Origin of the sequence: Variovorax sp. M-6 (assembly GCF_052114385.1) — a bacterium.
Lineage (GTDB): Bacteria > Pseudomonadota > Gammaproteobacteria > Burkholderiales > Burkholderiaceae_C > Variovorax.
In genome coordinates, this window is the sequence record NZ_JBFREQ010000007.1 from 145,342 (window position 1) to 158,724 (window position 13,383).

11 protein-coding genes and 1 pseudogene are annotated in these 13,383 nt (G+C 70.2%); 7 read left to right on the plus strand and 5 right to left on the minus strand.

Annotated elements, in window-relative coordinates; translation table 11 throughout:
* Positions 1 to 122: 122 nt before the first annotated feature.
* Together AB4Z46_RS10595 and AB4Z46_RS10600 are read right to left on the minus strand one after the other, a co-directional pair.
* Positions 123 to 1,574, minus strand: a complete 1,452-nt coding sequence (locus tag AB4Z46_RS10595) for a coniferyl aldehyde dehydrogenase (RefSeq protein ID WP_442283448.1) — start codon at positions 1,572 to 1,574, stop codon at positions 123 to 125.
* Entirely contained in the window at positions 1,571 to 2,476 is a 906-nt protein-coding gene (locus AB4Z46_RS10600) for a sterol desaturase family protein (protein ID WP_442283449.1), read from the minus strand. The genes AB4Z46_RS10595 and AB4Z46_RS10600 overlap by 4 nt, the downstream gene beginning before the upstream one ends.
* A gap of 110 nt (positions 2,477 to 2,586) precedes the next feature.
* Between AB4Z46_RS10600 and AB4Z46_RS10605 the strand changes: the two genes are divergently transcribed.
* The 4 genes from AB4Z46_RS10605 (at position 2,587) to AB4Z46_RS10620 (ending at position 6,157) form a co-directional block, all read left to right on the plus strand.
* Positions 2,587 to 3,480: a LysR family transcriptional regulator gene (locus AB4Z46_RS10605; RefSeq protein WP_442283450.1), complete on the plus strand. Its 894-nt coding sequence runs from the start codon at positions 2,587 to 2,589 to the stop codon at positions 3,478 to 3,480.
* Positions 3,481 to 3,572: 92 nt separating this feature from the next.
* A complete protein-coding gene (locus AB4Z46_RS10610) occupies positions 3,573 to 3,701 on the plus strand; it encodes a hypothetical protein (RefSeq protein ID WP_442283451.1) in 129 nt (42 codons plus the stop codon).
* Complete coding sequence (locus AB4Z46_RS10615) at positions 3,685 to 5,541, plus strand: GAF domain-containing sensor histidine kinase (protein ID WP_442283452.1); 1,857 nt, start codon at positions 3,685 to 3,687, stop codon at positions 5,539 to 5,541. The genes AB4Z46_RS10610 and AB4Z46_RS10615 overlap by 17 nt, the downstream gene beginning before the upstream one ends.
* Before the next feature lie 4 nt (positions 5,542 to 5,545).
* Positions 5,546 to 6,157 (plus strand): response regulator transcription factor, encoded by a 612-nt coding sequence (locus AB4Z46_RS10620; RefSeq protein WP_442283453.1) that lies wholly within the window; start codon positions 5,546 to 5,548, stop codon positions 6,155 to 6,157.
* Positions 6,158 to 6,172: 15 nt separating this feature from the next.
* Here the strand turns inward: AB4Z46_RS10620 and hmpA are convergent, their stop codons facing one another.
* Positions 6,173 to 7,366, minus strand: coding sequence for an NO-inducible flavohemoprotein (gene hmpA, locus AB4Z46_RS10625; protein WP_442283454.1), 1,194 nt, complete (start codon positions 7,364 to 7,366; stop codon positions 6,173 to 6,175).
* A 148-nt stretch (positions 7,367 to 7,514) separates the two neighbouring features.
* On the opposite strand from hmpA, the gene norR reads away from it, so the two are divergent.
* Positions 7,515 to 9,119 (plus strand): nitric oxide reductase transcriptional regulator NorR, encoded by a 1,605-nt coding sequence (gene norR, locus AB4Z46_RS10630; protein ID WP_442283455.1) that lies wholly within the window; start codon positions 7,515 to 7,517, stop codon positions 9,117 to 9,119.
* Here the strand turns inward: norR and AB4Z46_RS10635 are convergent.
* The gene (locus AB4Z46_RS10635; protein WP_442283456.1) at positions 9,095 to 10,024 is read right to left on the minus strand and encodes a LysR substrate-binding domain-containing protein; all 930 of its coding nucleotides are present in this window, start codon (positions 10,022 to 10,024) and stop codon (positions 9,095 to 9,097) included. The genes norR and AB4Z46_RS10635 overlap by 25 nt on opposite strands.
* Positions 10,025 to 10,105: 81 nt before the next feature.
* Between AB4Z46_RS10635 and AB4Z46_RS10640 the strand changes: the two are divergent.
* A pseudogene (locus AB4Z46_RS10640) lies at positions 10,106 to 11,335 on the plus strand (MFS transporter); the annotation flags it as partial.
* On the opposite strand, the gene selD reads toward AB4Z46_RS10640, so the two are convergent.
* On the minus strand, positions 11,335 to 12,414 hold the full coding sequence (selD, locus tag AB4Z46_RS10645) for a selenide, water dikinase SelD (protein ID WP_442283457.1): 1,080 nt from the start codon (positions 12,412 to 12,414) through the stop codon (positions 11,335 to 11,337). The pseudogene AB4Z46_RS10640 and the gene selD overlap by 1 nt on opposite strands.
* Before the next feature lie 111 nt (positions 12,415 to 12,525).
* On the opposite strand from selD, the gene AB4Z46_RS10650 reads away from it, so the two are divergent.
* Positions 12,526 to 13,383 (plus strand): putative selenate ABC transporter substrate-binding protein, encoded by an 858-nt coding sequence (locus tag AB4Z46_RS10650; protein WP_442283458.1) that lies wholly within the window; start codon positions 12,526 to 12,528, stop codon positions 13,381 to 13,383.

Below are 13,383 nucleotides of genomic sequence, written 5' to 3' on the forward strand. Positions count from 1 at the left end.
CGTCGACCAGCAACGGCGTGGACGAGTTCGCCAGCGCATTCGCGACCGGGGAACCGCAGCGCTACATGAAGGCCTTCGTCGACAGGAAGTCGTCGCATCGATAGCCGTCCGCTCTCGCTGCCTCAGGTGATGAGCTTCAACAACCTGCTCATCCGTTCGAAGGTCCGCCCGTAAGGCGGGCGCAGCAGCGCAGTGCCCGACAGCTTCGATTGATGGAACACCGGCTTCTCCTTGCTGAAGGTGCGAAAGCCGAAGGCGCCGTGGTAGGCGCCCATGCCGCTGGCGCCGATACCGCCGAAGGGCAGTTCTTCCTGGCCGAAATGCCACATGCAGTCATTGAGCGTGACGCCACCCGAGAGTGTTCCGGCGAGAACCTTGTCGCGGTCCGCGCCGGCGCCGCCGAACCAGTAGAGGGCCAGCGGGCGGTCGTGGCGGTTGATGTAGGAGATTGCTTCGTCGAGCGTGTCGTAGGCCAGCACCGGCAGCAGCGGACCGAAGATCTCCTCCTGCATGATCGACATGTCCTCGCTGGGCTCGAGCACCAACGCCGGCGCCAGCATGCGGGTGCCGCTGCCGCCGCCGCCGCCCATGCCTTCGGCGTGCAGCGGCACGACGCGCGCGCCGCGCTGGCGCGCATCCGCGAGCAAGGCCTGCAGCCGCGCGAAATGCCGGTCGCTGACGATGCTCGTGTAGTCCGGATTGCCGGCGAGGCGCGGGTATTGCTTCGCGACGGCGCGGCGCATGGCCTCGACGAAGGGGCCGACCGCGCCACGCGGGACCGCCACGTAGTCCGGTGCGATGCAGGTCTGGCCGGCGTTGAAGAGCTTGCCCATCACGAGCCTCGAGGCCGCCCGCTCCAGGTCCGCGTCGGCACCGAGAATGGCGGGCGACTTGCCGCCCAGCTCCAGCGTGACCGGCGTGAGGTTGGCGGCGGCCGCCATCGCGACCTGGCGGCCGACGGCGGTGGATCCCGTGAACAGCAGGTGGTCGAAAGGCAGCGCCACGAAGGCCGTGCCGAGTTCGGCGCCGCCCGTCACGACGGTCAGCTCTTCGGGCGCGAAGTGCTCGGCCACCGCCTCGCGCATCAGCTCGGCCAGGCGTGGCGTCAGCTCCGACGGCTTGATCATCACGCGGTTGCCGGCGCCGATCGCCGCGATCGCGGGGCCCATCGCCAGCTGGTACGGGTAGTTCCAGGGACTGACCACGCCCACCACCCCGACCGGCTGCGGCACGATGCGGCCGAAGCCGGGGCGAAAGGCGAGGGCGGTGGGCGCGCGCCGCGCCTTCATCCAGGCCCCGAGGCGCCGGCGCGCGTGCTTGATCGCCGCCTGCACCATCATCACGTCGGCCAGCCGGGTCACCTGCGCCGGGCGGTGGCCGAAATCGGCCGACACCGCCCGCTCGATCGCCGGCGCGATGCGCTGCGTCATCGCGAGCAGGCGGTCGAGCCGGTCGATCCGGACTGCGCGCGACGGGCTCATGTCGGTGCCGAAGGCGGCCCGCTGGCGATCGAAGGCCTCTCGCATCCGCACCAGCGACGGGTCCAGGATCTGCTCCCGCACGAAGGCATTCATGATTTGCCCGCCACGGCGTGCGGCGGATGCGCGGCGGCATCGCCGTCGACCTCGGCCTCGGCATAGGCCCGGCCCCCGGGCACCAGGGCGGAGTGCGCGCGCCGCGAATGGATCAGCGGGTAGAACATCTCGACGAACCAGCGCTCCTTGCCGAACACCAGGTCGTCCTGCAGCCCGACCTTGGGCGGATAGCGGCGCGTGATCTTGGCGCTGCCGAAGAGCAGGTCCCAGACGAACAGCAGGTTGCCGAAGTTGCCCTTGTAGTGGCCGATGCCGTCGTCGTTGGTGAGCGCGTGGTGCGCCCAGTGGGTGGCCGGCGTGGAAACGGTGCGTTCGAGCACCCAGGCCAGCGGATGCAGCCACTTGATGCGGTACAGCGGCGCGTCCCATGGCACCGCGCTGTGTGCGCCCAGGATCACCGTGAGCTTGACCACGATGTAGACCAGGTAGGCGTTGCCGAAGCCGAGGTAGACCAGCACGCCCGAGGCCCACAGGCCCGGCATCATCAGGTAGTAGAAGAAGTTGTTGCGGTAGGTGATTCGGATGCTCATGTAGTGCGCCGTGTGGTGCGCGCGGTGCAGCGGCCACAGCAGCGGCGAGTGCGAGACGCGGTGCCACCAGTACTGCGTCATGTCGTCGGCGACCAGCAGGATCGCGGCCATCGCCCACCATGGCAGATGGGCCCAGGCATCGCGCTGCGCCGGCATCGCCAGCGCGCACAGCTTGCCGGTGACCGCGAAGATGAAGGGCTGCGAGAAGGCCAGCAGCGAGAGGAACATGAACAGTTCCAGCTTGGTGTCGTCGGCGGTGGCGTGGAACTGCCTGTGCTTGCGGGAGCCGATTTCCAGCAGCGCAAAAAAGAGAATGATCGCCACGAGGACGATGTTCTGGACGAGGTTCACTGTCTGTCTCCTTGCTTGTGGCCGCAGTGTTCCGGCAAATCCCTATTGAGTCCAATGCATAGTGAAGCTAATCTCGATGCACTGATTGCAATTCGCCGCGGAGGAGTCGCATGGACCTCAAGCGCTGGACGCACATCGTCGCCGTGGCCGACCGGCGCAGCTTCGTCCGCGCTGCCGAGCAGGTGCACCTGAGCCAGCCGGCGCTGACCCGCAGCATCCAGGCGGCCGAGGCCGAGCTCGGGCTGGTGCTGTTCGACCGCGGCAACCAGGACGTGGTGCCGACGCCGGCCGGGGAGTTCATCGTCGCGCGTGCACGCCAGCTGGTGTTCGACAACCGCTGCCTGGAACGCGACATCGCGCTCTACCGCAGCCTGGAGCTCGGCGACACCGCCTTCGGCGTCGGCCCGTTTCCGGCCGCGACCTTTCTCGCGCCGCTGCTGGCGTCGATGCGGCGCGAGTTCCCGGCCATCCACCTGCGGGTCGAGATCAGCAACTGGCAACTGCTGCTGGCCCGGCTGCGAGAGGAGGACATCGAGTTCTTCGTCGCCGACACGCGCGACCTGCCGATCGACAGCGGTCTGGAGGTGCGCCCCTTGCGGCACGAACCCGGCGGCTTCTATGTGCGCGCCGGGCATGCGCTCGCCCGCCTCAGAGCCGTAACGCTGCAGCAACTGTGGACCTGCGGGGTGCTGTCGGTGCGGCTGCCCGCCGAGGTGCGCGGCGTGATCGCGCAGCTGCTGGGCCTGCCCTCGGCCGCCGAGCTTTCGCTGGCGCTCGAGTGCGACGACGTCGAACTGCTCAAGGACATCGCGCTCGACTGCGACTCCGTGCTGGCCGCCCCGCACGCGGCGGTTGCGCAGGAAGTGGAGGCCGGCCGGCTGCGGGCGCTGGAGGTGAAAGGGCTGCCCATCAGTGCGTCCGAGATGGGCGTCGTCACGCTGAACGGCCGCACGCCGTCGCCGATGGCCAGGCTCCTCATGAGCCGGTTGCCGGCGGGGGCCTGAGCGCCGCGACGGCTGCTCCGGATTTCGGACTTTCCGGAACTGGAGTTAAGGTGGCTTCTTCGACCGGTCCGCGAGGGCAGGAAGGAGAAGCGATGAAGAGATCGAGAGTCGGCGAGGAGCAACTGGCCTGCGCGCTACGGCTCGGTGAAACAGCCGGCGACGCAACGCTTTCCGGCCCTGGCGCCGCGTCCCGCGTGGGCCCGTATGCGATCCGTCGCTGAACCCGCCGTCCCCTCCGATGCCGGGCGGGCCGCGGTCTCCGTGCATGACCTGCTGCGCTTCGAGCGCCTGCTGTCGGATCTCTCGGCGAGCTTCATCGGGCTGCCGCCGCAAGGTATCGATGCGGCGATCCGGGACGGGCTGGCGCGCATCGTGTCCGCGCTGGGGATCGACCGGTCCACCCTCAGCCGGGTGTCCCCGCTGAGCGGCCGGGTCGAGATCACCCATTCGTTCGCGGTCGACGGCATCGAGCCGGTGCCGCCTGCCCTGTCGGCGCGCGAGATGACCCCCTGGGTCCTGGCGATGGCCCTGGCCAACAAGCCGATCGTGTTCACGCGCCTCGACGACCTGCCGCCGGAAGCGGAGCTCGACCGGGAGACCTTTCGCAGCATCGGCGTCAAGTCGCACGTGACCATGCCGATCGTCGTCGGCGGGCAACTGCACGGCGGCCTGAGCTTCGGCTGCCTGCGCGAGGAGCGGATCTGGCCGGACGCCCTGCTGACCCGGATGCGGCTGCTGGCGGATGTCTTCGGCAGCGCCTTGGCGCGCAATCGGGCGCAGGAGGAACTCGACAACGCGATCGGCTTCGAGCGGCTCGCGAGCGGCATCCTGGCCTCTCTGGTGCTGGCGGAGCCGGGCGAGGAGAGCCTGGCGATCGGTATCGGCCTGCGGCAGATCGGCCAGTTCATGGGGGCCGAGCAGGTCGCTCTCTGGCGGCGGGTCGCGGGCCAGCCCCAGTTCGGCGGCACGCAGCGCTGGCACGCGGAGGGCTTCGCGCCCCCGATGGGCCTGGGAGACACGCCCGTGCTTCCCTGGATCGGCGACCGGGTCGCGGCGGGACGCATCGTACGCCTGGGCCGCGTCGCCGATCTGCCGCGCGAAGCGCAGGCCGACAGGGCCGCACTGGCGGCGATCGGCGTCTGCTCGCTGCTGGTGGTTCCGATTTCCGTCTCCGGCACGATCGTCGGCGCGCTCTCGATCGCGAGCATGCAGCGCCCGAACGAATGGCCCGATGCGCTGACGCCGGGCGTCAGCCTGCTCGCCGAGGTCTTCGGCAGCCTGCAGGCGCGCGAGGCCGCCGAGCGCCGCAAGCTCGCCGCGGAGGTGGAGGCGGCGCATTGGCGCGAGCGCCTCGCCCACCTGGTGCGCGTTCATACGGCGGGCGAGATGTCCGTGGCGCTGGCCCACGAGATCACCCAGCCGCTCGGCGCGATCGAGAACTATGCGCTGGCCGCACGCCGCCGAGCGTCCGAACCGGCGCCCGACCTGGGGCGGGTGATGGACCTGCTGGACAAGGTCATCGGCCAGGCCACGCGCGCCGGCGACGTGGTGACGCGCATGCGCAGCATGGCGCAGCGGCACGAGTTGGACGCCAAGCCCATCGACATCGAGCATGCGATCGCCGAATGCGTCGGCATGGTGAAGATGGATTGCGAGCTGCGCGACATCCGCATCCGGTCGGCGGCGGCGATCGGCTTGCCGGTGGTGGTGGTCGATGAGATCCACCTGCAGCAGGTGGTCCTGAACCTGCTGCGCAATGCGATGGAGGCGATCGAGCTTCCGGGGGCCGGCGGCGCGAGGGAAATCGGCATCGCCATCGCGCTGAACGAGCGCGACGAGGTGCAGGTGGAGGTCGGGGACCGTGGCGCGGGCATCGCCGAAGGCGACCTGGAGCGGGTCTTCGAGTCCTTCTATTCGACCAAGTCCAGCGGCCTGGGCGTGGGCCTGGCGATCTGCCGCAAGCTGATCGAGGCGCACGGAGGCCGGTTGTGGGCGTCGCACAATCCCGGCGGCGGAGCCTTGTTCCGCTTCACCCTTCCCGTCACCCCGCCCGCGGACTGAGGCCATGGCCGAGCCCACCGTGTTCATCATCGACGACGACGAAGGCTACAGGGATTCGGTCCGGGAGCTGGTGGGGTCGGTCGGCCTGCCGACCGAGACCTTCGGCTCGGCGCTGGATTTCCTCGAGGTGTTCGATCCCGATCGCCCGGGCTGCCTGGTGCTGGACGTGCGCATGGCCCGCATGAACGGGCTGGCGCTGCAGGAGCGCCTTATGGCGATGGGCGCGCGCATCCCCATCGTCTTCATCAGCGGCCACGGCGACATCGCGATGGCGGTCAAGGCCGTCAAGGACGGTGCGGTGGACTTCGTTCAGAAGCCGTATCGCGAGCAGCAGTTGCTCGATGCGATCGACGAGGCGCTGCGGCGCAATGCGGCACCGCGCGCGCCCGCCCAGGATGCGCAGCCGTCGATCGCGAAACGGGTCGAGGCCTTGAGCAGGCGCGAGCGCGAGGTCATGGCCCTGGCCCTCAAGGGGTTGCCGAGCAAGCTGATCGCCAAGGAACTGGCCATCAGCCACCGGACGGTCGAGCAGCATCGCAGCCGCCTGCTCGAGAAGCTGGGCGTCGGTTCGGTCAACGAACTGCTGCGGCTCTATCTCGACCGCCCCTCCGAATGAGGGTCCCGGCCGCCGCTATTCGAGCGCCGAGGCCGGCCCGAAGAATTCGTAGCGCGTCTGCCGGTCCGGCACGCCCAGCGTGCGCAGCGCGGTCTTCACCTGCTGCATGAACGGCTTCGGACCGAGGAAGTAGGCATCGATGTCGCGCGTCGTCGCGGGCAGCCACTGGGCGAGCTTTTGCACGTCCAGGCGGCCCACGGCGTCCGGTGCATCGGCCGCGGCCTGGGTGTCGTGAACCTCGTCGTAGCAGTAGAAGCGCTCGAGCTGCGGGTGCTTGTGCGCCAGCGCATCGATGACATGGCGGAAGGCATGCACGCCGCGGGTGCGCGCGCAGTGGATGAAGTGCACCGCGCGCGTCGTTTTCAGCGCGGCCTCGAGCATCGCCAGCGTCGGCGTGATGCCCACGCCGCCGCTGATCAGCACCAGCGGCCGATCGCTCGGTTCCAGCGTGAAAGCCCCCGCCGGCGGGAACAGCTCGACCGTGCTGCCTTCGCCGACCTGGTCGTGCAGGTGGCCGGAGGCCAGGCCGCCGGTCTCGCGCTTGACGCTGATGCGGTAGGTCTTGCCGTTGGGCGCTGCGGACAGCGAGTAGTTGCGCCGGATCTCGTTGCCGTCGACCACGAGCCGCAGCCCGATGTACTGGCCGGGCTTGAAATCGAGAATCGGCTGGCCGTCGGCCGGCGCCAGGTAGAACGAATGGATCTCCTCGCTCTCGACCTCCTTCTTCACCACCACGAACGGCCGCGCGCCGCGCCAGCCGCCGGGCGCTTCGGCGCGCTCGTCGTAGGCCTGCTTCTCGGCGCCGATCAGGATGTCGGCGAGCTGGCCGTAGGCCGCGCCCCAGGCGGCGATCACTTCGTCGGTGGCGATCTCGGCGCCAAGCACTTCGCGGATCGCGCGCAGCAGGCAGGCGCCGACGATCGGGTAGTGCTCGGGCTGCACCTGCAGCGCGACGTGCTTGTTGACGATCTGGCCCGCGAGTTCGCCGAGCGCCTCGAGCCGGTCGATGTTCTTCGCGTACATCAGCACGCCGTTGGCCAGGGCGCGCGGCTGTTCGCCGCTGGCCTGGTGGGCCTGGTTGAAGAGCGGCCGCACTTCGGGATGCTCGTCGAGCATGATCCGGTAGAAGTGGGTCGTCAGCGCCTCGCCTCCGGTTTCGAGCAGCGGGACGGTGGCGGTGACGATGGACTTTTGTTGCGCGGTCAGCACGGAAGGGGCTCCTTGGGGTTCAATGGATGCCGTGTTCCTTGCAATCCCCGTTCCAGGCCCGGTGGCCTTGCAAATCAAGGACTTGGCGTCGTTGATGTCTTTTTGACATGAATAAAATCGAGTCATCATGACCTCACGCCATGTCCAAATGACTGCAGACAAGCTGCTCGAGGCGGTCGCGCCCCTGGTCGCGGACATGGGCGCCGGCCTGCCCGGCGAGGAGCTGTATCGCCGGCTGCTGCAGTCCTTGCGCGTGCTGCTGCCCTGCGATGCGGCCGCGTTGCTGCGGCTGGAGGACGGCAGCCTGCTGCCGCTGGCGGTCGACGGACTGAGCCGCGACACGCTGGGGCGCCGCTTCCGCATCGCAGAGCACCCGCGCTTCGCGGCGCTGCTGGGCGCCGGCGGGCCCTTGCGCTTTCCGTCCGACAGCCCGCTGCCGGACCCGTACGACGGCCTGGTGGAGGGCGTGCACGGCGATCTGGACGTGCACGACTGCGTCGGCTGCCCGATCCGGCTCAACCAGCGGATCTGGGGCCTGCTCACGCTCGATGCGCTGAAGCCGGACCGCTTCTCGCGCGGGGACCTGGCGGCGCTGCAGCTGTTCGCGAGCCTGGCGGCGGCCATCGTCACCGTGGCCGGCCGCATCGAGCAGCTCGAGGATCGCGTCGCGCTCGAAAGCCTGCGCGCGGAGGGCTTCAGGCTCGCCGCCGCGCCGCGGGCGCGCGAACTGATCGGCCGCAGCGCGGCCATGCGCCAGCTGCTGGCCGACATCGAACTGGTCGCCGGCAGTGAGCTCTCGGTGCTGATCCAGGGCGAGACCGGCGTCGGCAAGGAGCTGGTGGCGGAGGCGATCCATGCCGGCTCCGGGCGCGCGGCGCGCCCCATGATCAGCCTCAACTGCGCGGCCCTGCCCGAGACGCTGGTCGAGAGCGAACTCTTCGGCCACGTGAAAGGCGCCTTCACCGGGGCTTCCGCCGACCGGCCGGGCAAGTTCGAACTGGCCGATGGCGGCACGCTGTTCCTGGACGAGGTCGGCGAGCTTCCGATGCCGGTGCAGGCCAAGCTGCTGCGCGTGCTGCAGAGCGGCCAGCTGCAGCGGCTGGGCTCCGACCGCGAGCACCGCGTCGACGTGCGCCTGATCGCGGCCAGCAACCGGGACCTGGCCGAGGAGGTGAGGGCCGGGCGGCTGCGGGCCGACTTCTATCACCGCCTGAGCGCCTACCCGCTGCGGGTGCCACCCTTGCGCGAGCGCGGGCGCGACGTGCTGCTGCTCAGCGGCTTCTTCCTCGAAGAGAACCGGTCCCGGCTCGGCTTCGGCGCCGCCAGGCTGGACGCCAGCGCGCAGGCCGCGCTGCTGGCCTATGGCTGGCCGGGCAACGTGCGCGAACTGGAGCACCTGCTCGGGCGCAGCGTGCTGAAGGCGCGGGCGCGCCATCCGCAGCGGTTGCGGATCCTGAGCCTGACGGCGGAGGATCTCGACCTGGAGGCGGGGCCGCAAGCGGCTCGGCCCACGGCAGCGCCCGAGGCCCGGGACGTCACGCCGGCCGCCGGGCGCCGCCGGCTGCGCGAGGGCGAGCCGCTGAGCGACGCGGTCGACCGGCTCAAGAGCGAACTGGTGCGATCGGCGCTGGCCGACAGCGGCTCCAACTGGAGCGCGGCCGCGAAGTCGCTCGGGATCGACCGCGGCAATCTGGTGCGGCTCGCGAAGCGGCTCGGTGTCGCCGCCGCTCAGGCGCCCGGCACGGCGGACTGAACCGCCTCGCGCAGCAGCTCGGCCAGGCGGGCCACCGGCGCATCGGGCTGCGCCTGCGCCCGGTACATCGCCAGCGCGACCTGCGGCAGTGCCGGCAGGTCGGTGCCGGCACGGTCGATCACGGCGATGTGCGGCGGCAGCCCGAGCGGCGTCCGCGCGGACAGTCCGAGCCCGGCCGAAGTCGCGGCCCAGAGTGCCGCCAGGCTGGCGCTGTTGAACGAATGGCGCCATGGAATCCCGGCGCGGTCGAGCACCGTCGTGACGATGTCGCGCAGCGGGCATGGCGCATCGAGCAGCACCAGGGGCAGGGCTTCGAGCGGCGGGGCCTTGCGCGGCCGCCGGCGCTCGGTCCACCAAGGCGCCTCGCGCGCGTCGGGCGCGCTCGGGCCGAGCCATTGCAAGGGCAGGCGCAGCAGCCGCTCGCCGTGCGCGAGCGGCTGCCGGCCGCCGACTTCCCACACCAATGCGAGGTCGAGCTGGCCCAGATCCAGGCGCTCGCGCAGGTCCGCGCTGCGCGCCACGCAGGCCTCGATGCGCACCTTCGGATGCGCGCGGGAAAAGCGGCCGAGCACGCCGGGCAGCAGCGTCTCGCCCAGGTCTTCCTGCAGGCCCAGGCGAACCCATCCCTGCAGATCGACGCTGCGCATCGCGGCCGCCGCCTCGTCATTGATCTGGAGCAGCCGGTGGGCGTAGGCCAGCAGGGTCTGGCCGGCGTCGGTGAGTTCGAGGCCGCGCCCGGCCTTGCGGAAGAGGGCGGTCCCGGCCTGCGATTCGAGCTTCTTGAGCTGGGCGCTCACGGCCGAGGTCGAGCGCCCCAGCTTGTCGGCGGCGCGCGCATAGCTGCCCAGCGCGATCCCGGTGGAGAAGCTGCGCAGGACCTCGAGGTCGAACATGACGGGGGCCATGACAATCCTGAATTTTGGGACGATTGCTTGAATATTATCTGATTTTCAGAACGCTTCGAACGCCGCACACTGCGGCGCACGATGTCCTTCGAACCTCTTCTGTCCGCTTCTCATCGCTGGAAAGTACTGGCCGCCGGGGTGGCCGCCAACGCGGCCTTCTCGGTCGCCTTCAGCGGGATCCCGATGACCGCCGTGTGGATGCGCAGCGGCTACCGGCTCGACAACGCAAGCCTCGGCCTGGTGCTCGGCCTGATGGGCCTGGGCATTGCCGTCAGTGAATTGCCCTGGGGCCTGCTGACCGACCGCTGGGGCGATCGCCCGGTGCTGCTGACCGGCCTCTGCGGCACGGCGCTGGCGCTGCTGGCGATGGCGCTCCTCGCCGCCCCGACGCCGCAGCACGTGCCCGGCCTGGGCTGGCTGGGCGCCGGGCTGTTGCTGGTCGGGCTGCTGGGCGGCAGCGTCAACGGTGCCAGCGGCCGCGCGGTGATGACGTGGTTCGCGGACGGCGAGCGCGGGCTGGCGATGAGCATCCGCCAGACGGCCGTGCCGCTGGGCGGCGGCGTCGGCGCGCTGCTCTTGCCGATGGTGGCGCTGCACCTCGGCTTCACGGCCTTGTACGGGCTGCTGGCGCTGTTGTGCGGCGCCGGCGCGCTGCTCTCATGGGCGTGGATCAAGGAGCCGCCGGCCGCGCCCCGTGCAGCGTCGACCGCGACGGCGGCGCCTGCCCGCAGGCCAGCCAGTCCGCTGCGGGATGCGCGCGTCTGGCGCCTGGTCGCGGGCATCGGGATCCTCTGTGCGCCGCAATTCGCGGTGCTGTCCTTCGGCACCGTCTTTCTTCACGACTTTGCCCACCTGGGGCTGGCGTCGATCACCGCCGCCATGACCACGGTGCAGGTCGGCGCGATGGCGCTGCGCGTCTGGAGCGGCCGCTGGACGGATCGGCACGGCAATCGTCCCGCCTATCTGCACGGATGCAGTGTGCTCAGCGTGCTGCTCTTTGCCGTGCTGGGTGCGGCGACCTGGGCCGGACAACAGGGCATGGCCGGCGACTCCGCGGCCCTGCGCATCGCCTGGCTCCTGCTGCTGGCGGCCTGCGGCGTCTGCGTCTCGGCCTGGCACGGGGTGGCCTACACCGAGCTCGCGGTGCTCGCGGGCGCCGCGCGCGCAGGCACGGCCCTGGGAATGGCGAACACGAGCGTCTTCGCGATCTGCTTCCTCACGCCGTTGACGATTCCGCATCTGCTGTCATCGCAGGGGTGGCCGCTGGTCTGGTTCGTGGCCAGCGCCTGCGCGCTGCTGGCGGTGCCGCTTCAGTCCAGCACGCGCAAGCGCGCGGGCCCGGCTTCGGTGCGGCCGATCGCCGCCGCGGCGCCGAAGCCCTCGTCGCGGAAGATCTTCAGCACGGCATCGACCGCCTCGGGCGCACAGCTCACGAGCAGCCCGCCGGAGGTCTGCGGATCGCTCACGAGCGCCTGCGCGGTGGCCGGCAGGCCGGCCGCGAGGTCGACCTCGGCGCCGTAGCCGCTCCAGTTGCGGCCCGAGGCGCCGGTGACGAAGCCGCTGGCGGCCAGCGCTTCCACGCCATCGAGGAGCGGCACCTTCGACCACTCGATCACGGCCGTCAGGCCGGCGCCGCGCGCGAGCTCCAGCGTGTGGCCGGCCAGCCCGAAGCCGGTGACGTCGGTCAGCGCGTGCACGCCGGGCAGCGCCGCCAGCGCGATGCCGGGCGTGTTGAGCCGGGTCGTGCTGTCGATCAGCTGCCGGTAGCCGGCGTCAGGGAGTTGTTCCTTCTTGAGCGCCGCCGACAGTACGCCGACGCCCAGCGGCTTGCCGAGCACCAGCACATCGCCGGCGCGCGCGTCGGCGTTGCGCTTGACGTGGGCCGGGTCGACCAGGCCCATGACCACCAGCCCGTAGATCGGTTCGACCGAGTCGATGGTGTGGCCGCCGGCGATCGGAATGCCCGCCGCGCGGCAGACGTCCTGGCCGCCGCGCACGATCTCGCCGATGGCTTCGAGCGGCAGCTGGTTGACCGGCATCGCGACCAGCGCCAGCGCCATGATGGGCTTGCCGCCCATGGCGTAGACGTCGCTGATCGCATTGGTGGCGGCGATGCGGCCGAACTCGTACGGGTCGTCGACGATCGGCATGAAGAAATCGGTGGTCGCGACCAGGGCCTGGGTGTCGTTGAGGCGGTAGACCGCGGCGTCGTCGGCGGTCTCGATGCCCACCATCAGCTCCGGCGGCATCAGGCCGCCGGCACCGCTCTTGAGGATCTGCGAGAGCACGCCGGGCGCGATCTTGCAGCCGCAGCCGCCGCCGTGCGAGAAGCTCGTGAGGCGCAGCGGGGCCAGTGGGTTGACGGGGGAGGGGGGGCGGATGTCGGTCATGGGTGTAGCGCGGATCGGTCGGAGGCCCATTATCGAAGCGGCCCGCGCTTGCGTCTTTCTACAATCGAAGGCTGTCGACTTTCTTTCCGAGGCGCCTGCTTCGCACCCCCCATGAAAACACTCTCCCGCCTCGCCCTCGTGCTGGCCCTGTCCGCTTTTGCCATGGGCGCCCTGGCCCAGGTCAAGGTGCTGCGCGTCTCCGCCATCCCGGACGAGGCACCGACCGAACTGCAGCGCAAGTTCAAGCCGCTGGGCGACTACCTGCAGAAGGAAACCGGCATGGAGGTGCAGTTCACCGCCGTGACCGACTATGCGGCGGTGGTCGAAGGGCTGGCGACCAACAAGCTCGACCTCGCCTGGCTCGGCGGCTTCACCTTCGTGCAGGCCCGCATCCGCACCAACGGCGGCGCGGTGCCGATCGTGCAGCGCGCGGAAGACAAGGTCTTCACCAGCAAGTTCATCGTTCCGATCGACAGCAGCGCCAAGACCCTGGCCGACCTCAAGGGCAAGACCTTCGCCTTCGGCGCGCCGTCGTCCACCTCGGGCAGCCTGATGCCGCGCTACTTCCTGCTGCAGGCCGGCATCGATCCCGAGAAGGACTTCAAGACCGTGGCCTATTCCGGCGCGCATGACGCCACGGTGGCCTTCGTGGCCGCGTCGCGGGCCGAGGCCGGCGTGCTCAATGCCTCGGTCTGGGACAAGCTGGTCGAGAACAAGAATCCGAACGCGGCCAAGGTGCGCGTGCTGGCGACCACGCCGACCTACTACGACTACAACTGGACGGTGCGCCCGGGCCTCGACCCGGTCGTGACGAAGAAGCTGACCGAGGCCTTCCTGAAGCTCGACCCGGCGAACCCGGCCCACAAGGAGATCATGGATCTGCAGCGGGCCAGCAAGTTCATCCCGACCCAGTCGTCCAACTACGACGGCATCGAGGCGGCCGCCAAGTCGGCGGGCCTGGTCAAGTGA